The organism is Pseudomonas eucalypticola, assembly GCF_013374995.1.
Taxonomy (GTDB): Bacteria; Pseudomonadota; Gammaproteobacteria; order Pseudomonadales; family Pseudomonadaceae; genus Aquipseudomonas; species Aquipseudomonas eucalypticola.
In genome coordinates this window covers 1,277,100-1,297,430 of record NZ_CP056030.1, presented here as the reverse complement: position 1 = coordinate 1,297,430, position 20,331 = coordinate 1,277,100, and the positions used below count along the sequence as shown (strand labels likewise).

The window sequence follows — 20,331 nt, the reverse complement described above, 5'->3', positions numbered from 1 at the left end:
TTCCCGTCAGGCCTTGATCTTGGATGACATGCAGGCGGCCATCAGCCTTTGGCACCCAGGGCCAGCTTGGCCACTTGCGGGGCCGGCTGGTAGCCAGGAATCATCTGGCCGTCTTCCAGGATGATGGCTGGCGTGCCGTTGACACCGATGGACTGGCCCATGGCGAACTGCTTGCTCACCGGGTTAGCGCACTTGGGCGCATCGACGCTCTTGCCGTTGATCAGCTTGGTCAGCGAGCCCTGGCGGTCCTTGGAACACCACACGGCCTGCAGCTGCTCGTCACCCGGCGAGCCGAGGCCCTGGCGCGGGAAGGCGAGGTAGCGCACCTCGATACCCATCTTGTTCAAGGCCGGCACTTCTTCGTGCAGCTTGTGGCAATACGGGCAGGTAGTGTCGGTGAACACGGTGATGTGCGACTTGGTTTCGCCGACGGCCGGGAACACCACCATTTCATTGGCTGGAATGGCGTTGATGGTCTTCGCCACGCCCTGGCGCTCGGTGGCTTCGGTAAGGTTCACCGGCTTGCCGTCCTGCACCTGGAACAGGTAGCCCTGCATCACGAACTTGCCGTCGGCGCTGGCGTACAGCACGCGGCTGCCCTGCAGCTTCACTTCGTACAGGCCGCTGAGCGGGCTGGCGGAGATGCTGTCCACCGGGGTACCCAGGTGCAGGGTGTCGAGGGTCTTGCGGATGGCCTGCTCGGCCTTGTCGTCGGCCAGGGCGACGGTGCTGAGCAGCGCGAGGGCAGCAGCAGCGAAGATTCGGGTCACGCGCATGGGAACTCCTGAGGCAGCGGACGAAGGGGCCAATCGTGCTGGGTGGGCCGTCCGGAAACGACCTGCATTCGATGCCCGCTTGGGTAACCGGCCAAGCCTACCACATTCGCCGGGCGTGTCCGACTGGCAAGGCAACAAGAGATGTGCGGTATTCGCCTCAGCCCCGGGGGTGGTGACGGGCGTGCAGGTCTTGCAGGCGGGCGCGGGCCACGTGGGTGTAGATCTGGGTCGTGGACAAGTCGCTGTGGCCCAGCAGCATCTGCACCACGCGCAGGTCGGCGCCATGGTTGAGCAGGTGGGTGGCGAAGGCATGACGCAGGGTATGGGGTGACAGCGACTTGCCGATGCCGGCCACCGTGGCCTGGTGCTTGATGCGGTGCCAGAAGGTCTGGCGGGTCATCTGCTCGCCGCGCTGGCTGGGAAACAGCACATCGCTGGGGCGCCCGCCCAGCAAGTCATTGCGCCCGTCCCGCAGGTAGCGCTCCACCCACACCACCGCCTCTTCGCCCATGGGCACCAGCCGTTCCTTGCTGCCCTTGCCCATCACCCGCAGCACCCCCTGGCGCAAGTTGACTTGGTCCAGCGTCAGGCTGACCAGCTCGGTCACCCGCAGGCCGCAGGCGTATAGCACCTCCAGCATGGCGCGGTCGCGCTGGCCGATGGGCTCGCTGAGGTCGGGCGCCTTGAGCAGCGCCTCGACGTCGGCTTCCGATAGGGATTTGGGCAACGGCCTGCCCAACTGCGGCATGTCCACCTGCAGGGTCGGGTCCACGGCGATCAGCTTTTCGCGCAACAGGTAGCGATAGAAGCCTCGCACACCTGAAAGAAACCGCGCCGTGGAGCGTGGTTTGTAGGCCTGGTCGACGCGCCAGGCCAGGTGGTCGAGGATCAGCTCGCGCCCCGCCTGGGGCAACGCCACGCCCTGCTCCAGCAACCAGCCATTGAACAGCGTCAGGTCACTGCGGTAGGCGTCGCGGCTGTTGTCCGACAGCCCCTTTTCCAGCCACAGGGCGTCGAGGTATTGATCGATGAGCGGGTGGTCTACAGCAGGCATCAGGACGAACCGGGCGAGTAAAAGCCGCAGTTTACCTCAGACGCCCGGCAGCACGGGGATCGGCCGTTTGTCGTCGTCGATGGCGACGAAGCTGAACACGCCTTCGATCGCCTTTTCCCGGCCGTCGCTGCTCATGCTCTCGACGAACACTTCCACCCGCACCTTGAGGCTGGTGTTGCCAACCTTGACCACCGTGCCGATCAGTTCGACGATGGTGCCAGCCGGAATCGGGTGGTTGAAGTCGATGCGGTCCGTAGACACGGTCACCAGCGGCAGGCGGCAGAAGCGCGTGGCGGTGATGAACGACACTTCATCCATCCACGCCAGGGCCGTGCCGCCGAACAGGGTGTTGTGGTGATTGGTGGTGGGCGGGAATACCGCCTTGGTGACGCGGCTTACCGACAGTTCGGTGCGGCGCTGGATCTCTTGATCGCGTGGGGTCATGGGTGCTGCCTGTCCGAAGTTGGCATATATTTCAGGCACAAAAAAGCAGCCCGCAGGCTGCTTTTTTCTTGCATCGGTAAAACGGCTATTAAGCCAGTTTTTCCTTGATGCGAGCTGCTTTACCCGACAGGTCGCGCAGGTAGTACAGCTTGGCTTTACGCACGTCACCACGACGTTTCACGGCCATGCTGTCAATTTGCGGGCTGTAGGTCTGGAAAGTACGCTCTACGCCAACGCCGTTGGAGATTTTACGAACAGTGAAAGCACTGTTCACACCACGGTTACGCTTGGCGATGACAACGCCTTCGAACGCCTGCAGACGAGCGCGGTCGCCTTCCTTCACTTTAACCTGAACGACGATGGTGTCGCCCGGGGCGAAGGCCGGGATTTCTTTGGTCATCTGCTCGGCTTCGAGTTGCAGAATGATTTTGTTGGTCATGCTGTGCTCCTAAGGTAAATCGTTTTGATCTACCATCGATACGTTAACTATCGTCCCGCTCACGGAGGTACTCCGTCAGCAGCTTCTTCTCTTCTCCAGAAAGCGAGCGTCTTTCCAGAAGATCGGCACGTCGTTCGTAGGTCCGCCCAAGGGACTGCTGCAAACGCCAGCGCCGGATGTGTGCATGATTGCCGCTTAGCAATACGTCGGGAACACGCTGATCCGCATACACCTCCGGTCGGGTGTAGTGCGGGCAATCCAGCAGCCCATCCGTGAAGGAATCTTCCTCCGCGGAGTCCGCATGCCCTAAAGCTCCGGGCAGCAGTCGTGTAACCGCATCGATCAGGACCATCGCCGGCAGCTCACCGCCAGACAGGACATAGTCACCAATCGACCACTCTTCATCGACATGAGCCTGAATGAACCGCTCGTCGATGCCTTCATAGCGCCCTGCGATCAGAATCAACGACTCCGATTCGGCCAGTTCGCGTACCCCCTGCTGTGTCAGCTGGCGGCCTTGCGGCGACAGGTAAATGACCTTCGCCGACTCCCCCGCTGCGTTCCTGGCCTCGGCCAGCGCGTCTTCCAGGGGCTTGATCTTCATCACCATGCCCGGACCACCGCCAAAAGGCCGATCATCCACCGTGTGGTGACGATCCGTGGTGTAGTCCCGCGGGTTCCAGCAGGTCAGTTGCAACAACCCCTGTTTCACCGCGCGGCTGGTAATGCCGTACTCGCTGATGGCCGAGAACATCTCGGGGAACAGACTGATCACTTCTACGCGCAGGCTCGCCATTGCCTAGAAGTCCGCGTCCCAATCAACCTTCATTTCACCCGCCGCCAGGTCGATGGCCAACACACACTGCTCCGTATAGGGCAGCAGGCGCTCGCGATCATCCAGGCTGCCAGCACAAGGCTTGACCACCATCACATCATTCGAACCGGTCTCCAGCAGGTGATCGATCTTCCCGAGCAATTGCCCGAGCTGGTCGATGACATGCAGGCCTTCCAGCTGGTACCAGTAGTACTCGCCTTCAGTCAGGTCGGGAAACTGGTTACGCGGCACGCAGATTTCGTAACCGGAAAGAAGCTGGGCTTCATCACGGTCGTCGAGACCCTTGAGCTTCGTGACCAGGAACTTGCTTTGCAAGCGCCCGCTGACCAGCTCTACCTGCTTGTCCACACTGCCCTGGCGCTTGAGCGTCCAGTGCTTGTAGTCCAACAGGTTGTCTATCGGATCAGTAAAGGAGTAAACCTTCACTTCGCCACGAACGCCGTGAACCGAGAAAATCTTGCCAATAACGATCAAATCATCAGCAGTAGCTGGCGTCGTGTTCATATTGCTCAGGCCGCGGCCTTGGCAGCTTCCTTCAGCAACTGAGCAACGCGCTCAGAAGGCTGTGCACCAACGCTCAACCAGTGGTTGACGCGCTCTTGGTTCACGGACAGGCGGATTTCCTGGCCACGAGCCACTGGGTTGAAGAAGCCAACGTGCTCTTTGTGCGAGCCGTCACGCGGGTTGCGCGAGTCGGTCACGGTCAGTTGGTAGAATGGGCGCTTTTTGGAGCCGCCACGGGCAAGACGGATGGTTAGCATTGAACATCGTTCCTGTAGTCGGTGCTGCAAATCATAATGCACAGCGGGCACACGGGTGCCCGAAAGGCCGCATATTCTCAAGGAATATCCGGACTTTTGCAAATGCCTTTTTCCGGCACATGCAGTGTGGCTGTTCGATTTGCCTTATATAGCCATCATCACGATGGCCGCGGGCCCTGCCGAAGCAGGGTTACAGCAGTGTCCGCATCACTGCGAACGGCGCAGGCCGAGGCCTGCGCCAATTTCTTACATCTTGGGCATGCCACCGCCGCCGGGCAGCATGCCGCCCATGCCGCGCATCATCTTGGCCATGCCACCCTTGGTGGAAAATTTCTTCATCATCTTCTGCATCTGCTTGTGCTGCTTGATCAAGCGGCCAATGTCCTGCACCTGGGTGCCGGAACCGATGGCGATGCGGCGTTTGCGCGAACCGCTGATCAGGTCAGGGTCGCGGCGCTCGGCCGGGGTCATGGAGTTGATGATGGCTTCCATCTGCTTGAACTGCTTTTCAGCGGCATTCTGGGCGTTGCCCATTTGCGACAGGTTCATGCCGCCGATGCTCGGCAGCTTGTCCATCAGGCCGCCCAGGCCGCCCATGTTCTTCATTTGCTGCAGCTGGTCACGGAAGTCTTCGAGGTCGAAGCCCTTGCCCTTCTTCAGCTTCTTGGCCAGTTTGTCGGCCTTCTCTTTATCCAGGGTCTGTTCGGCCTGCTCGATCAGGCTGAGCACGTCGCCCATGCCCAGGATCCGCGAGGCGATACGGTCCGGGTGGAAAGGCTCGAGCGCTTCGCTCTTCTCGCCCATGCCGATGAACTTGATCGGCTTGCCGGTGATGGCCCGCACCGACAGCGCGGCACCGCCACGAGCGTCGCCGTCGACCTTGGTCAGGATCACGCCGGTCAGTGGCAGCGCGTCGCCAAAGGCCTTGGCGGTGTTGGCGGCGTCCTGGCCGGTCATGGCGTCGACCACGAACAGGGTTTCCACCGGCTTGATGGCCGCGTGCAGGTCCTGGATCTCGCCCATCATCTCGGCGTCGATGTGCAGGCGGCCGGCGGTGTCGACGATGACCACGTCGATGAACTTGAGCTTGGCTTCGCGGATGGCGGCTTCGGCGATGGCCACCGGCTTCTGGCTGATATCGGACGGGAAGAAAGTCACGCCGATGTCGTTGGCCAGGGTTTCCAGCTGCTTGATGGCCGCCGGACGGTAGACGTCGGCCGACACTACCATCACGGTCTTCTTCTTGCGCTCCTTGAGGAAGCGCGCCAGCTTGCCGGCAGTGGTGGTTTTACCCGCACCCTGCAGGCCCGCCATCAGCACCACGGCCGGTGGCGCGGCGTTGAGCGCCAGGTCTTCGTTGGCTGCGCCCATCAGGCCTTCGAGCTCGATCTGGACGATCTTCACGAACGCCTGGCCCGGGGTCAGGCTGCGCGACACTTCGGTGCCGACCGCACGCTCCTTGACCTTGTTGACGAAGTCCTTGACCACCGGCAAGGCCACGTCGGCCTCCAGCAACGCCATGCGCACTTCACGCAGGGTGTCTTTGATGTTGTCTTCCGTCAGTTTGGCCTTGCCAGTGACATGGCGCAGCGTCTGCGAAAGACGTTCGGTAAGGTTTTCAAACATGCGCGATCCTTTCAGGCTCAATTGAACCGAGGTTAAGCAGCCTGGCCCGTGATAAAGCAGAGGCGCGGCGAGGGCAGTCGGCGATTATAGCGAAGACTCCGCGCCACGGACACCAGTGCCGCGCCAGTCTTTCTTGTGACAGCGGTTCTATGCCACACTCAGCGACTTTCGGGCTTGCTCCACAGGACTTATGCTCCCCTTGTCACCCAGTTTGCTACCCAGCCTCGCCGCCGCCTTCCTTTATGCCGCTGCGACCGTCTACCACGGCACCCGCGTGAACCAGCGGGAGACGGTGGACAAACGCCTTCTCTACCTCGTCGGCACCCTCGCCGTGGTGGCCCAGGGCATCGCGCTGAAATTCCAGCTGATGACCCCGCTTGGCCTGAGCCTGGACTTCTTCGGCGCCGCCAGTCTGATTTCCGCGGCGGTGATCGCCCTGACACTGATCGCCTGCACGCGCATCCCGGTGGAAAACCTGTTGCTGTTGCTGTTCCCGCTGGGCGCCCTGACCACCCTGGTGGCGCAGTTCATTCCCAAGGGTACCGTGCCGCTCATCAACGAAGAGCCGGGGATGCTCGCGCATATCCTGCTGTCGATCCTGGCCTACGGCATGTTCACCATCGCGGTGTTCCAGGCGCTGTTGCTGCTGGTGCAGAACCACCAGCTCAAGCATAAGCACCCCGCCGGCCTGATCCGGAACTTCCCGCCCCTGCAAACCATGGAAAGCCTCCTGTTCGGCTTCCTCTGGGCTGGCTGGGCGCTGTTGTCGATGTCGCTGATTTCCGGCTGGCTGTTCGTCGAGAACCTGTTTGCCCAGCACCTGGTACACAAGACCCTGCTGGCGTGCCTGGCCTGGATCGTGTTCAGCGTGCTGCTGTGGGGCCGCAACCGCCTGGGCTGGCGCGGCCACAAGGCCATCCGCTGGACCCTGGCCGGCTTCTGCCTGCTGATGCTGGCGTATTTCGGCAGCAAGCTGGTCCGCGAATACATTCTGCACATCTGACGGGCGAGTAAATGGACAATCTGCCGTTGGGCTCGATGCTGGGCGTCGTGCTGCTGTCGATGCTCTGGTCGGCCCTGTTCACGGGTGTCGAGACAGCCCGCAACCACCTGGCCGCCCTGCGCACCCGGCGCAAGGTAGGCGAGCGGCCCAGCCTAGCGTTTCCGCTGGAAAGCCTGGTGCTGTGCAACACCCTGTGCCGGGTGCTGGTGGTTGTGCTGGGGGTGTTCCTGGCGGTGTACCACTGGCACGTCAAAGGCCTGTGGCTGGGCGGCCTGATCATGGCCGCGCTGCTGGTGACCTTCTGCGAGTACCTGCCGCGCCTATTGGCACGGCGCTACCCCGAACCCTTCATCGGCCTGGGCAACTCGCTGCTGCGTCTGCCACTGAAGCTGCTGTACCCGCTGGTGTGGCCGTTCAGCGGCATTGCCCGCCTGCTGCTCAAGCCCTTCGCCCCCGTGGCCACGCCCATTGCCCGGCAGCACGATGACGACGATCACCCCGAGCCCGAAGGCGACCAGGACGATGAAACACCAGACGAACCGCACCTGCTCGGCGGCTTGCAGGCGCTGAACCGCATCACCGTCAACGACATTCTGGTGCCGCGCAGTGAAGTGGACGGGCTGAACCTGGACGACCCGATCGAAAAGATCGCTGAACAGTTGATCATCAGCCGCCACACCCGCCTGCCGGTGTACCACAACGATATCAACCAGGTGGAAAAGGTCCTCAACACCCGTCAGGTCAGCCACTTGCTGCCCAACGGCGAGTTGACCATGCAGGCCCTGCTGGCCGCCTGTTACGACGCCTACTTCGTGCCGGAAAGCACCCCGCTGCACCTGCAACTGCTGAACTTCCACAAGCAGCAACGGCGTTTGGGCATCGTCGTGGACGAATACGGCGAAGTACAGGGTATCGTCACCCTGGAGGACATCCTCGAGGAAATCGTCGGCGAGTTCGAAGAAGAACACAGCATGGACAACCCCCACGTACACCCTCAACCCGACGGGCGCTTCGTGGTGGAGGGCGCGGCGTCCATACGCGAGCTGAACAAGACCCTGGGCTGGCACTTGCCCAGCGACGGTCCCAAGACCCTCAACGGTCTGGTCACCGAAGCCCTGGAGAGCATTCCTGACTGCGCGGTGTGCCTGAAGATCGGCCGCTACCGGCTGGAGATTCTGCAGGCCGAGGAGAACCGCGTGACCCGGGTGCTGATCTGGCACACCAGCAGCTTGCCCAAACTGGCCTGAAGGGGCGGCGCCTTGTGGGCGCCACCACCGTCGGTCTGGACGCCCTTCACCCCCCTTCCTATAATCGAGCCGGCTTACCCAGCCAACTGCCGCCGCCCCTGCTACCCGCCTGGAGGTGTACCGGCCCTTCTCCTGCGGCCCACCCTGCCCCGCACACATAATAAATTCGCCCCGCCCCAGCGCGGGAGCACGACTGCCAGGGATTCTGCAATGAGCACCAGCACCTACGCTGCCAGCGGCACCGACCAGCCGCTCAACTCCACCGCCCGGGTGGCGACCGCCAGCTTCATCGGCACGGCCATCGAGTTCTACGACTTCTACGTGTATGCCACGGCCGCGGCCCTGGTGATCGGCCCGGTGTTCTTCCCCCAGGGTTCGGCCACTGCGCAAATGCTCTCGGCCTTTCTCACCTTTGGCATTGCCTTCCTGGCCCGCCCCTTGGGTTCGGCGTTGTTCGGCCATTTCGGCGACCGGGTGGGGCGCAAGTCGACCCTGGTGGCTTCGTTGCTGTTGATGGGCATTTGCACCACGTTGATCGGTGTGCTGCCCGGGTATGACCAAATAGGCGCCTGGGCGCCGATTCTGCTGTGCGTGCTGCGGTTCGGCCAGGGCCTGGGGCTGGGCGGCGAATGGGGCGGCGCGGCGCTGCTGGCCACCGAAAACGCTCCCAAGGGCAAGCGGGCCTGGTTCGGGATGTTCCCGCAGTTGGGGCCATCCATCGGGTTTCTCGCCGCCAACGGCTTGTTCCTGAGCCTGGCCGTGCTGCTCAGCGACGAGCAATTCCGCGCCTGGGGCTGGCGGTTGCCCTTCTTGCTGAGCGCCCTGCTGGTGATGGTGGGCCTGTATGTACGCCTGAAGCTGGAGGAAACCCCGGTATTCGCCAAGGCCATGGCCCAGCACGAGCGGCTGAAACTGCCCCTGGTGGAACTGTTCGCCCAGTACTGGCGGCCCATGCTGCTGGGCGCGGCCTCCATGGTGGTGTGCTACGCGCTGTTCTACATCTCCACGGTGTTTTCCCTGAGCTACGGCGTCGCCACCCTGGGTTACAGCCGTGAAAGCTTCCTGGGCATGCTGTGTTTCGCGGTGCTGTTCATGGCGCTGGCGACACCGATCTCCGCAGCCTTGAGCGACCGCTTCGGGCGCAAGCCGGTGCTGGTACTGGGCGGTGTGCTGGCGATTGCTTCGGGCTTCGCCATGGAGCCGTTGCTGACCCAGGGGTCGACCACCAGCGTGGCCCTGTTCCTGAGCATCGAATTGTTCCTGATGGGCTTTACCTTCGCCCCCATGGGCGCCCTGCTGCCGGAACTGTTCCCTACGCGAGTGCGCTACACCGGGGCTTCGGCGGCCTATAACCTGGGCGGTATCGTCGGCGCATCGGCCGCGCCGTTCGCGGCGCAGAAGCTGGTGAGCCTGGGGGGGCTAAGCTGGGTGGGCGGGTATGTATCGGCGGCAGCACTGCTCAGCGTGCTGGCGGTGCTGTGCCTGAAGGAAACGCGGAATGAGGATTTGAGCCTCGTCAAATAACCTTGATACGAGCGCCGGAACTTGGACTGTGGGCGTCCGGCGCTCGGGGTACCAAGTACCGCGCAAGGTAATCAAGACAGCGCCTCCCAGACGATGAACAGCGAAAAGAAAGCCATGCAACAGGAAACCAGACGTGCGCCCCACTTGGGTTTGAGCCCTCCTAAAGCATAGCGGGTGGATAGACGTCCCACGGTACCCCACACCACCATGGAACCTGCGAAAGCCATGATTCCGAGCACTATGCCCGCCTCCCCACTGCCAGGCATGGGTGAGAGAAAATAGAATGCAGCAATCATTATTTTGGGGTTGAGCAAGGAAACGCTGAATAGCGGGATCAATTCGGGCGCGGAAACCGTCAACATCTCTTCATCGGACCAAGATTTCACCCACCATTTTCCAGCCATCCCGGCAATGACCCCAGCAGCAACCAATTTAAGCAATAACGCAACGACCACCGCACCGCGCCACTCAAATGATGCAAGTACCGACCACATTGTGAGCGATACGCCCGCACCAGCTAAAACGGCCAAGACGCCGGCCATCACGCGACTGGTCTTCGCGTGGCGGCATAGCAAAAACACCAGGACATTAGACGCACCGGGGACTGAAAACAGCAGGAAACATATGAGGCCTGACATATCACTTCCTTGATATCAATACGCTCGCGATTACATCCTTGAAAACGGATCGCTAGCGGTGATGCCAGCCACCCTTGGAGATCAACATAAATGCAAGCAGGCACACGAACAGCAGCTGTGCAAAGGGTACGAACCCATAGTATTCATCCAGCGCCAGTTGCATCAGCAGGAAAAACGCGGTCACCCAGACGCCAACCCCATTGCACTGCGCCACAATGCGACCAACGCTTGCCTCAGGCTGGCTTCTTAGCAACAACGTCTTCGCTACAACCCGCATGCTCCCCAGCGCGAAGCCCAACCCAATTACCATCAGGATCCGCGGCGCTAGTTGATCCATGTGCGTCCATGCCGCTAATGAACCCACGATAGATGCGGCACAAGAAAACACCCCAATGCAGGCGCTGCGCTCGCTTTCCCAACGTCCTGCAACGATTCCCGCACACGCCATTGCCGCACCGAAAAAAGCTTCCAGCACCGCTAGGTGGAAACCGCCCCAGCCAGGCGTCTCACTAACCGTAACAGGCAGCGTGAAGCTCACTGCGGAAACAATTGGCCATAACAGAACCAGCATAAGTCTCAAAGCTATTGGAATTCTGGCTAGACTCCCTACGCACTCGAGTGGGCTAGTGCCACCATCCTTCGCTTGCAACTTCAAGATGATGAACAATACGAGCATGACCAGCGCCAGGACGGCGAGCACATACGAGTCGCCGCTACCTGCCATAATCCCCGCTGCTACGAGCGGACCTGACATTACAGCAAGCTGGTTCAGCATCGAAAACTTACCAACTGCTTTTTGAGCACCGGGCGCTGCCAGGCCAGACACACCTGCCGCCAGCCACATGTCAAAACTTGCATCTAACACATAAAACAGCAACCACAACACAAAGCTAAGCAGGACCCACGCCTCGACGAAGTCTTGGGCAGTCGTCCCTGCGGCGCAGGCCACTGCAATCAACCCGATAGCAGTGACAGACAATGCACGACCGCTCTTGCGTTGAGCGCCCACCCTCATAAGCATCGGCACAAGCAGCGCCGGGACCGAAGAGCAAAAGAGAATAAACGCTAGCAACCTGTAATCCCCATCGGCCTGAGATGCAAATCGCCAAGTGATGCAAAAAATCATTGCGCCTGCTGCGAATCGGAACACCATACTGGAAATCAGAATCTCAGCCATGACGGGGATAGTTTCGCTTGTGCTCGTCTACGAAGCGTTCCTCGGCCAACACTAGCAACCTGCTGACCAACGCCTCGTTGCTGATACCCTCCACATTCCATAGCTTGGGAAACATGCTGCTGTCGGTAAACCCGGGTAAAGTGTTTGCTTCATTGATATACACATCGCCATCAACCGTGACGAAATAATCCAGCCGCAGCATGATCGAACATTCAAGCACCTGCCAAGCGATCTGGGTTAGGCGGTGGATTTCTTCGGACACTTGCGGAGGCAGCGTTGCTGGCACTTTAATCTCCGCCAGACTACACACTGAATACTTGGCCTCATAGCCATAAAAATCGGCATGGGGTGTTATCTCGCCACAGCCACTGGTTACATATTCACGATACCCCGTAGCGGCACACTCTATTTCTCTACCGTCAATTGCCGACTCCACCAAAACTTTGCGGTCATACCGGAAGGCCTTGACCAGCGCTGACTCATAGGCGCCACGGCTTTTTACCTTTTGCACGCCAACTGACGATCCCTGGCAGGCGGGCTTGACGAACAAAGGCCAGCCCAGCGCTTGCACAGCGGCGTCGTACGTCGTTATTGCATCAGGGGTCACCAGTATGTAGGGGACCACTGGCAACCCGGCCGCAACCAGCAGCGTCTTGGTGACGTCTTTGTCCATGCAGATTGCCGAGCCCAGTACGGATGCCCCCACAAACGGTATGCCCAGGCAACACAACAGACCTTGCAAAGCGCCATTTTCGCCAGCACCTCCGTGCAGCGCGGGGAATACGACATCAATCTTGGGCAGCAAAAGGCCGGTCGACAAATCCAGCAATTGGCCCGGCCCTCCACCCGGCAATACCGCCACCCTCGCACCCTCCAACGCCGGTCGAACCGACTCAAGATTGCTACCGCCAATCAGGAATGAGGACGCATCAAGCACATACCATTCGCCACTTTCCCGAATGCCGATCACCACGATGTCATAGCGACTGCGATCAATTGCCCGGACGACATTTGTGGCAGATAACAATGAGACTTTATGCTCAGTAGAAGCACCACCGCACAGGACTGCCACTGTCTTTTTAATCATGGTTGTCCCCTGGACCAAAGAAGGTTTCCGCTGGCCTCAGCACCAATTTGCGCTCTCGATTTCTGATGAGCTGGCCATGATCCGCCTTCCCGGTCGGCCCGAGGGGAATTTGATGTACCCGGTAAATTTCGGACGGAATCATATACGCCGGAAGTATGGAGGCCAGCTGACTTGAAATCCTCCCCCCCTCCAACTCCAGCCCCACGACATACGCGACCAGGACCTTCTCGTTACGCGGATTCAGCTCCACGCTTACATAAGCTTGGTCGATGGCGGCGCAACGCAGCAATCCACTCAGCACTTCAGCCAATTCGATACGGAAGCCACGTACCTTGACTTGATCATCCGATCTGCCAATGTATTCGATATTCCCAGATCGGCCGACTCGCCCAAGGTCTCCCGTGCGGTAAAACGTGCCGTGGGGAAGAAAAATAAAAACGTCTGACGTCAGGGCGGGATTGTTGATGTAACCGCTGGACACTCCCCGGCCACCAATCCATATCTCGCCCTCGCCACCGATCGGTACGAGCGCGTTCTGATCGTCCATTACTTGAACGACTGTGTTTTCAATCGGCCGCCCTATGGGGACATTGGCTGCTTGGCAATCCCCCACCTGTACATCATGATAAGTAGAAAACGTAGTGCATTCAGTAGGGCCATATACGTTTGTAATGCGCAACCCGGGATATTGCTCCGCTAACCGCTTTACGTGCGTGGCAGACATGATCTCCCCACCCGTCAGCACCTGTTTCAAGGGCTCGAATGCGCTAGGGCAGCTATCAACGACCAGATTGAACAAAGAGGTCGTCAAAAAGGCAATATCGACCTGATATCGGCGTAATACAGACGCTATAGTCGCAAGTGAAAACGACTGCTCAGGGCAAACGACCACGACCCCTCCATTGAGCAGTGGCCCCCAAATTTCAAACGTGGTGGCATCGAAGGCAACATTCGCCAAATGCAATACCTTCACTCCCGGCCCCAGCTCGCAGTAATGCTGCTCGCGCACCAAGTTCAGGACGTTCACATGGCGAACGATAACACCTTTGGGACTACCCGTTGACCCAGAGGTGTAGTTTATATATAGCGGCATATCGACCAATGCTGCAGTTTCGGTAAAAGCGACCGCCCCCCTTCCTGCGCGCTCAAGCTCATCGACTTCGCAACAGGGAAAATCAATAAGCTTGGCCCTGCCATCAGTAGAAGTGATAACGAGCTGGCAGTCTGCGCTTCTAAATACTCTCCTTATCCGCTCCAAAGGCGCTTGGGCATCCAATGGAACATAAACCATACCTGCCTTCACGACCCCCAAAATGGTGGCAATCAAATCAGTTGACCGTGGCAGCAGTATTGCAATAGAGGATAGCTGATCAAGACCCAACTTACGAAGTCCCGAAGCAATGCTGTTGGCACGCGAGTTCAGTTCGGCATAGGTTGCAGACTGCCCATCATAAATGACTGCAACGTCATGCAGACGCGCTCTTGCGACTTTATCGAATACGGAAGCCACGGTTTCCGACCCAATACTATCCATGACTGCCCTCCTGAAATCAATTGAGTGAGTTCGTACTACGCTGGGCGACACCATATGCCATAATCAACTCCATAACGCGAGCCGCCGAGTAGCCAGCACGCAATGATGCCTGGAGGAAAATACTGCGATTCGTCATGCCTGGCAGGGTATTGACTTCCAGCACATACGGTTTGCGGCGTCGACGGCAAAAAATGATGTCGACCCGAGCGAAACCCGAACACTCAAGTGCTGTATAGGCGCGCCAGGCGGTGTCTTTTATCGCCTGTAAGTCGTCCTCGGGCACTTCAGGCGCATAAATGTATTCAGTTTCCAATGATTCGAATTTCGAGTAGAAATCAAATGCTCGCCTTGGCGCTTTCACCAATACAGGGCAAAACACCTTGTCGCCCAGGATGGCCACCGTATATTCATCTCCTTGAATATACTCCTCCACCATCACCCGTCCAAAATCAACAACACCCGCTGATACCGCGTGACGCAACTCTGCTTTGTTGTCCACTATCCTCAGGCCAACGCTGCAGCCCTCGCTAGTCGGCTTCACAACCGCCGGAAACCGGATAGTATCCAAAGCACCGTCCACCCAACCATCGGTAAGCACTCTTGCGCTTGGAGTTACTATACCTTCCGCCTGCCAGACTTTTTTGCTGATATCTTTGCGCATGGCCAACGCCGATGCTAAAGGACCGCTCCCCGAATAACAGATTCCCCGTAACTCCAAATAATTTTGTAGCGTTCCATTCTCTCCGTCACCTCCATGTAGCGCCAAAAAAACAAAGTCTTCGCCCGTTATCACTAGCGACTCTAGGGGCGTGGCGGCCGTATCGACGAGCACGACGTCACGGCCGGCATTTTCGAGAATAAGCCTTACCATCGCGCCCGACTTGAGGGAAACCTCGCGCTCCGATGACATGCCTCCACAGAACACAAAAACTTTCATCGCTCTACCCCCACCGTCCATGAGTCAAAATTCTCCGTACTGCCAAGAGCACTTCATCAGCCTTCGACGTCATAAAAAAATGATCACCATCGAACATTTCAAAACTCACACTTTCAAAATAACCAGCCCATTCATTCAAGCGCTCGACTGGGACGATGGGATCACGACGACCATATAACACTGTGCACTCCACATCCTTCATAGGCGCAACCGGCCTCTCCGACAACCAATCCGCCAGTCTGAAGTCGGCCTTCAGCACTGAACTGAATACGTTGAATAGCGCTGGCTGAGCGATCACCTCTTTAGGTGTACCGCCAAATCTCGCAACCTTTTTCAGGAACGTCTCATCACTCTCTCGCCACATGCCTTCATGGGCATACGGGAGATGAGGTGGCCTACAACCTGAGGCGATATAATGATAGGGAAGGCGTTCTTCCCGCGCCTGCAAGAATTTTAATAAGTGATAACCACATAATGCGCCGAGGCTATGCCCAAAAATGACGTAGGGCTCCGCAATCAAACCACGAATCGTTGAGTACAAAAACTCAGTCAGTTCAGCCATATCGTCGATCGGCGGTTCTTTGTAGCGACGGCCTCTTCCAGGCAAGTCCAGGCCATGCACCTGGACCCCCACTGGAAGTTTACTTTGCCAAGTATCAAACAGCGCCGCGCCGGCACCACCGTAAGGCAGGCAAATGAGATTGACACTGTCCCCGGCCCCATCTTGGACTTTGCGCCTATTCATCTCCGCCTCCGCGGCGTGCACTTCACTGTTTTTCCCTCACTAACTGCACAAAGCGCTCAAGTGTAGGAGCCAGATAAAATTCGTTAAAATCAATAGTAACGCTGAACTGACTCTGTACTTCATGCAACAATTTAAGCAATTGGATTGATGTACCTCCGCTTTCAAAAAAATCATCGTTCATGCTGGCACCTTTCTGACCTAACACGTCTTCCCACACCGCGACCACCGCACTGTCGTTCACTTGATTTCTCCTTTTTCCAGGGTCGAAAACAGCTCGAGCACCCCCACCATGGGGTGATACACGTGGACGTGCCGATACCCGTTAAATAGATGACTTTCGAAGGGTTGGCTGATCAGCAGAGCGCCGGCCGACTTTAGGCGCTCCAGGCTTTTATCGAAGTCCATGACCCGATGACACACGTGGTAAAGGCAACATTCCTTATTTAGCAACAGCCCATCCACAGGCGAACGAGCTATCCCTGTTGGCTCAACCAGCTCAATCACATCCCCGTTTGGGTTCTGAAGTTTCGTAGCGAAAATATTGAGTGACTCAACAAGCTGTCCGTCGATAATGATCTCATAACCCAACCCCCGAAAAACCCCAGCGGTTTTTTTTGCGTCACGCGTGGCGTAAGCAATATGATCAACACCCTCTACCCGAGATATCAATGGCGACAATTCAGGCATTCCTGTCCCCTCCCAATTTCACTTTTTGAAGGTAGAATTTATCACCACATTATGCCCGTACTCGTTACTACCACTCACTAACACGCAGGCATGTTTCTCAAGATCAGCTTGGCCACCAAACTCGCTCAATTTCTTCGAGTACGGATAGACTTTCACACTGGTCGGAACATACCTGGCGGCGAACCCCAAGCGCATAGCTTGCGTCTTACCGCTGTGAGGATGAGAAGCGTGCATCAAGGTTGACCAGAAAATGATGCACTGGCCTGCTTTCATCACCATCGACCGCGCCGCAGCCTCGTCGGGGCGCCAATCTGGATCAATTTGCAGTTGCCGGTAGTCGTAGCCAAAAAAACCACGTTTGACGCCATCTTTTTCAAGCGAATCGATGCTGGCCGATTGGTACTCCATTTCCTTGGACTCGTCATAGTTCATTTCCCGGTGCGTTCCCGGGATGAACTGAAGACAACCATTGTCTATGGTTGAGTCGGTGATCGCCGTCCACACGGTGATGGTGCCGCCAAAGTCGGACCCGTTGGGCCACTCGATCTGGGGCCTTTTATCGCCTGCGACGTTGGCAAAATTAGAAGCCTGGTGCCAGTCAGTGCCTTCATTTCCGGGGTATTTGGGGAAAAACTCAGTCCTCCAGCACAATAAGTTGTCGCCCAGAATACTCCGAACCCTGTCAATTATTTCTGGCCGATGGATATGGGCATCTAGAAACGGCACATCTAGATGCCTGTCATAACTGGACAGGTTGGTGTTTCCTGACAAGGACTTTGGGTTTGCGAAAGCCGCATTGCTTTGATCAAGCAGCTTGGGGCGTAATTCTCGCAGAATGCGCTCCATCTCCTCCTCTGGATACACATCAAAGGGTCCGATGAATCCTTGCTCATGAAATGTTTCCAGTTCCGCACTGGATAAACTGAATCGGCCATTCTCTGTCATATCAGCACGCCTCGACTGGTTTGTCCTCAGTGCCCAAATGGGCGGAATTTTTCCGGTCACACGTCTCACCTGAGCCTTGAATCTACCGTTGGTGATTAAGCCTTCAAGTCAGACATTTCAGAGCGCTAGCGCGAATTTTCTGTAGGAAATGCCTTCACACGTATGGCATCGAGTGGGCATGAGATCGGGAGGGAAGGCCAGGCTGCTACCGTGCCTGAAAGAAATTCGGGATGAGGATTTGAGTTCGGTGTCGCGACACGGCTTAGCGGCCGCTGCAACTAGTCGCAGCGACTGCCTGGGGTGGGAGCAGGTAGCAAGCTGCCGCAAGCGGCGTCCGGTCGATTACAGCTCTACGTTTACAGCCTGGGCTGCGCGGGTCGCCTTGGAGCGGGCCGCCTCGATGGACTCGTCACGCGCCAAGGCCACGCCCATGCGGCGTTGGCCGGCCACTTCCGGCTTGCCGAACAGGCGCAAGGCCGTGTCCGGCTCGCTCAGGGCCGCGCCCAGGTTGGCGAACGCGGTCTGGGTGGAGTTGCCTTCCACCAGGATCACCGCCGACGCCGACGGGCCGAACTGGCGCACCAGCGGAATCGGCAGGCCGAGGATGGCGCGGGCGTGCAGGGCGAACTGCGACAGGTCCTGGGAAATCAGGGTCACCAGGCCGGTGTCGTGGGGGCGCGGCGAGACTTCGCTGAACCACACCTGATCACCCTTCACGAACAGCTCGACGCCGAACAGGCCACGGCCACCCAGGGCCTCGGTCACGGCCTTGGCCACGCGCTCGGACTCGGCCAGGGCCACCGGGCTCATGGCCTGGGGCTGCCAGGACTCCTGATAATCGCCCTTCTCCTGGCGGTGGCCCACCGGAGCCAGGAAGGTGGTACCACCGACGTGGCGCACGGTCAGCAGGGTGATCTCGTAGTCGAAGTCGATGAAGCCTTCGATGATCACCCGACCCTTGCCGGCACGGCCGCCTTCCTGGGCATAGTCCCAGGCCTTCTGCACATCGTCGGCGCGCTTGATCAGGCTCTGGCCCTTGCCCGACGAACTCATCACCGGCTTGACCACGCACGGGAAACCCAGGTCCTGCACCGCGTTGCGGTACTCTTCGAAGGTGTCGGCGAAGTGGTACGGCGAGGTCGGCAGGTCCAGCTCTTCGGCGGCCAGGCGGCGGATGCCTTCGCGGTTCATGGTCAACTGCGCGGCGCGGGCGGTCGGCACCACGGTAAAGCCTTCGGACTCCAGTTCCACCAGGGTAGCGGTGGCGATGGCTTCGATTTCCGGCACGATGTAGTGCGGCTTCTCGGCCTCGATCACCGCACGCAGCGCGGCGCCATCGAGCATGTTGATCACATGGCTGCGGTGGGCGACCTGCATGGCCGGGGCATTGGCATAACGGTCGACGGCGATCACTTCAACGCCCAGGCGTTGCAGTTCGATCACGACTTCCTTGCCCAGCTCGCCGCAGCCACACAGCAGTACGCGCGTCGCGGTAGGCGACAGTGGAGTTCCGATACGGGTCATTTCAGGTCCTTAAGGGGAACGAGGTTATCGCAGGCCGCCAGCTGCGGCCCACCGAAGCGGCCATTTTACATCAATCGGCTGGCCGCCGTGGTGCGACGCGACCGCCAGGCCATGGCCAGCCAGACGCAGGTGACCCCGGCAAACTTGGAACCCAGTGCAGTGAGGACCACCGGCGGGGTCAAAGCGCCAATCATGCCGAAGAAGATAAAGGTATCCAGCGGAATGCTCAGCGCCGAGCTGATCCACAGACGGTCGTGCAGGGGGCGCCTGGTGACCGTGAACACCAGCCAGTCGATCAGCTCGGACAGGCCGAACGCGGTGGCACTGGCCAGGGCGATGGCCGGGTCCGAGGTGACATAGGACAGCACCAGCGCCACCAGCATGGCGACGAACGCGCCGTGCCCGAAGCGGGCCTGCACCATGTCGCGCAAGATGAACACCAGCCCGCCCCAGGCCGACCAGATGACATCCAGATGCGGCGCGGCACTGAAGGCGAAGTTGATCAGCACGACGCTGGCGATATAGGAAAGCAGGAAAAGCATGGTGCCTCGGTGCGGATGCCATCAATGAACAGGGCCGGTCGCCCACAAGAGCAAAAATCAGGCGCCGGCGACGAACATCATACCGCCGGCCACGGCGCGCTCGTGGCATTTGACCAGCACTTCGCGGCGCTCGTCGTTGCTCATGCGCCCCCAGCGGGTGATTTCGGCGGCCGTGCGTTGGCAACCAGTGCAGATATCGTCGTCATCCAGGGCACACACCTGCACGCAGGGCGAGGCGACGGGGCGTTCTTGGGTCATCAGTCTTCCTGGGGCTCAAGCTCCCGGGCATAGCGCCGGGCATTGTGGACATAGTGGGCAGCACTGCCTTCGAGCATCTTTTTCTGCGCCTCGGTCAGCTCGCGTATGACCTTGCCAGGCGAGCCCATCACCAACGAACCGTCGGGGATCTCCTTGCCTTCGGCGATCAGCGCGTTGGCGCCGATGATGCAGTATTTGCCGATCTTCGCGCCGTTGAGAATCACCGCATTGATGCCGATCAGGCTATAGTCGCCCACCGTGCAGCCATGCAGCATGGCGTTATGGCCAATTGTAACACCGCGCCCCAGGGTCAGGGGCGAGCCCATGTCAGTGTGGATCACGGTGCCGTCCTGCACGTTGCTGTCGGGGCCTATGTCGATCAGCTCGTTATCACCCCGCAACACGGCGCCGAACCACACGCTGGCGTTTTGCTGCAGGCGCACGCGGCCGATCAGGGTGGCAGTGGGAGCTGTCCAACTGTCGGGGTGCGTCTCGACACGGGCATCGCCCAGGCGGTATTTCATCGGTAAGTCCTCAGGCAGGCAGAG

General features: G+C 59.0%; 24 protein-coding genes. 3 read left to right on the top strand and 21 right to left on the bottom strand.

The annotated features are described in order from the left end of the window. Positions 1–41: 41 nt before the first annotated feature. The 8 genes from HWQ56_RS05985 to ffh all read right to left on the bottom strand — a co-directional run bounded on the left by HWQ56_RS05985 (position 42) and on the right by ffh (position 5,935). Positions 42–776, bottom strand: coding sequence for a DsbC family protein (locus HWQ56_RS05985; protein WP_176570018.1), 735 nt, complete (start codon positions 774–776; stop codon positions 42–44). Between the two features lie 157 nt (positions 777–933). After that, the gene (gene xerD, locus HWQ56_RS05980) at positions 934–1,830 is read right to left on the bottom strand and encodes a site-specific tyrosine recombinase XerD (RefSeq protein ID WP_176570017.1); all 897 of its coding nucleotides are present in this window, start codon (positions 1,828–1,830) and stop codon (positions 934–936) included. A gap of 36 nt (positions 1,831–1,866) precedes the next feature. Then, complete coding sequence (locus tag HWQ56_RS05975) at positions 1,867–2,274, bottom strand: acyl-CoA thioesterase (protein ID WP_158157771.1); 408 nt, start codon at positions 2,272–2,274, stop codon at positions 1,867–1,869. 88 nt (positions 2,275–2,362) lie between these two features. Continuing rightward, entirely contained in the window at positions 2,363–2,713 is a 351-nt protein-coding gene (gene rplS / locus HWQ56_RS05970; protein ID WP_027978895.1) for a 50S ribosomal protein L19, read from the bottom strand. Positions 2,714–2,756: 43 nt separating this feature from the next. After that, the gene (gene trmD / locus HWQ56_RS05965; protein WP_027978896.1) at positions 2,757–3,509 is read right to left on the bottom strand and encodes a tRNA (guanosine(37)-N1)-methyltransferase TrmD; all 753 of its coding nucleotides are present in this window, start codon (positions 3,507–3,509) and stop codon (positions 2,757–2,759) included. Positions 3,510–3,512: 3 nt separating this feature from the next. Next, on the bottom strand, positions 3,513–4,052 hold the full coding sequence (rimM, locus tag HWQ56_RS05960; RefSeq protein ID WP_158157770.1) for a ribosome maturation factor RimM: 540 nt from the start codon (positions 4,050–4,052) through the stop codon (positions 3,513–3,515). 5 nt (positions 4,053–4,057) lie between these two features. Beyond that, on the bottom strand, positions 4,058–4,309 hold the full coding sequence (rpsP, locus tag HWQ56_RS05955; protein ID WP_008366201.1) for a 30S ribosomal protein S16: 252 nt from the start codon (positions 4,307–4,309) through the stop codon (positions 4,058–4,060). A 246-nt stretch (positions 4,310–4,555) separates the two neighbouring features. Next, positions 4,556–5,935, bottom strand: coding sequence for a signal recognition particle protein (gene ffh / locus HWQ56_RS05950; protein WP_158157769.1), 1,380 nt, complete (start codon positions 5,933–5,935; stop codon positions 4,556–4,558). A 190-nt stretch (positions 5,936–6,125) separates the two neighbouring features. On the opposite strand from ffh, the gene HWQ56_RS05945 reads away from it, so the two are divergent. The 3 genes from HWQ56_RS05945 to HWQ56_RS05935 all read left to right on the top strand — a co-directional run bounded on the left by HWQ56_RS05945 (position 6,126) and on the right by HWQ56_RS05935 (position 9,709). Further along, positions 6,126–6,938 carry a cytochrome C assembly family protein gene (locus HWQ56_RS05945; RefSeq protein WP_158157768.1) on the top strand — a complete coding sequence of 271 codons (813 nt, stop codon included), beginning with the start codon at positions 6,126–6,128 and terminating at the stop codon, positions 6,936–6,938. An 11-nt stretch (positions 6,939–6,949) separates the two neighbouring features. Beyond that, positions 6,950–8,185 (top strand): transporter associated domain-containing protein, encoded by a 1,236-nt coding sequence (locus HWQ56_RS05940; RefSeq protein WP_158157767.1) that lies wholly within the window; start codon positions 6,950–6,952, stop codon positions 8,183–8,185. Between the two features lie 210 nt (positions 8,186–8,395). Continuing rightward, on the top strand, positions 8,396–9,709 hold the full coding sequence (locus HWQ56_RS05935; RefSeq protein WP_176570015.1) for an MFS transporter: 1,314 nt from the start codon (positions 8,396–8,398) through the stop codon (positions 9,707–9,709). Positions 9,710–9,780: 71 nt separating this feature from the next. Here the strand turns inward: HWQ56_RS05935 and HWQ56_RS05930 are convergent, their stop codons facing one another. From HWQ56_RS05930 to HWQ56_RS05870, 13 genes are all read right to left on the bottom strand, one after another. Further along, complete coding sequence (locus tag HWQ56_RS05930; RefSeq protein WP_158154834.1) at positions 9,781–10,347, bottom strand: hypothetical protein; 567 nt, start codon at positions 10,345–10,347, stop codon at positions 9,781–9,783. Between the two features lie 52 nt (positions 10,348–10,399). Beyond that, positions 10,400–11,524: an MFS transporter gene (locus HWQ56_RS05925; protein ID WP_158154833.1), complete on the bottom strand. Its 1,125-nt coding sequence runs from the start codon at positions 11,522–11,524 to the stop codon at positions 10,400–10,402. Further along, complete coding sequence (locus HWQ56_RS05920; RefSeq protein ID WP_176570014.1) at positions 11,517–12,611, bottom strand: D-alanine--D-alanine ligase family protein; 1,095 nt, start codon at positions 12,609–12,611, stop codon at positions 11,517–11,519. The genes HWQ56_RS05925 and HWQ56_RS05920 overlap by 8 nt, the downstream gene beginning before the upstream one ends. Beyond that, positions 12,604–14,145: an amino acid adenylation domain-containing protein gene (locus tag HWQ56_RS05915; protein WP_176570013.1), complete on the bottom strand. Its 1,542-nt coding sequence runs from the start codon at positions 14,143–14,145 to the stop codon at positions 12,604–12,606. The genes HWQ56_RS05920 and HWQ56_RS05915 overlap by 8 nt, the downstream gene beginning before the upstream one ends. A 16-nt stretch (positions 14,146–14,161) precedes the next feature. Continuing rightward, positions 14,162–15,082 carry a D-alanine--D-alanine ligase gene (locus HWQ56_RS05910; protein ID WP_158154830.1) on the bottom strand — a complete coding sequence of 307 codons (921 nt, stop codon included), beginning with the start codon at positions 15,080–15,082 and terminating at the stop codon, positions 14,162–14,164. 4 nt (positions 15,083–15,086) lie between these two features. Next, the gene (locus HWQ56_RS05905; protein ID WP_176570012.1) at positions 15,087–15,827 is read right to left on the bottom strand and encodes a thioesterase II family protein; all 741 of its coding nucleotides are present in this window, start codon (positions 15,825–15,827) and stop codon (positions 15,087–15,089) included. A 22-nt stretch (positions 15,828–15,849) separates the two neighbouring features. Continuing rightward, complete coding sequence (locus HWQ56_RS05900) at positions 15,850–16,068, bottom strand: acyl carrier protein (protein ID WP_158154828.1); 219 nt, start codon at positions 16,066–16,068, stop codon at positions 15,850–15,852. Continuing rightward, on the bottom strand, positions 16,065–16,514 hold the full coding sequence (locus tag HWQ56_RS05895; RefSeq protein WP_158154827.1) for a VOC family protein: 450 nt from the start codon (positions 16,512–16,514) through the stop codon (positions 16,065–16,067). The genes HWQ56_RS05900 and HWQ56_RS05895 overlap by 4 nt, the downstream gene beginning before the upstream one ends. Positions 16,515–16,532: 18 nt before the next feature. Continuing rightward, entirely contained in the window at positions 16,533–17,459 is a 927-nt protein-coding gene (locus HWQ56_RS05890; protein ID WP_158154837.1) for a chlorinating enzyme, read from the bottom strand. A 342-nt stretch (positions 17,460–17,801) separates the two neighbouring features. Further along, positions 17,802–18,983, bottom strand: coding sequence for a formate-dependent phosphoribosylglycinamide formyltransferase (gene purT / locus HWQ56_RS05885; protein WP_176570011.1), 1,182 nt, complete (start codon positions 18,981–18,983; stop codon positions 17,802–17,804). A 65-nt stretch (positions 18,984–19,048) separates the two neighbouring features. Next, positions 19,049–19,525 (bottom strand): preQ0 transporter, encoded by a 477-nt coding sequence (locus HWQ56_RS05880; RefSeq protein WP_176570010.1) that lies wholly within the window; start codon positions 19,523–19,525, stop codon positions 19,049–19,051. A 57-nt stretch (positions 19,526–19,582) separates the two neighbouring features. After that, on the bottom strand, positions 19,583–19,783 hold the full coding sequence (locus HWQ56_RS05875; RefSeq protein ID WP_176570009.1) for a DUF1289 domain-containing protein: 201 nt from the start codon (positions 19,781–19,783) through the stop codon (positions 19,583–19,585). Continuing rightward, a complete protein-coding gene (locus tag HWQ56_RS05870) occupies positions 19,783–20,307 on the bottom strand; it encodes a gamma carbonic anhydrase family protein (RefSeq protein ID WP_176570008.1) in 525 nt (174 codons plus the stop codon). Before HWQ56_RS05870 ends, HWQ56_RS05875 begins: the two co-directional genes overlap by 1 nt. Between the last annotated feature and the right edge of the window lie 24 nt (positions 20,308–20,331).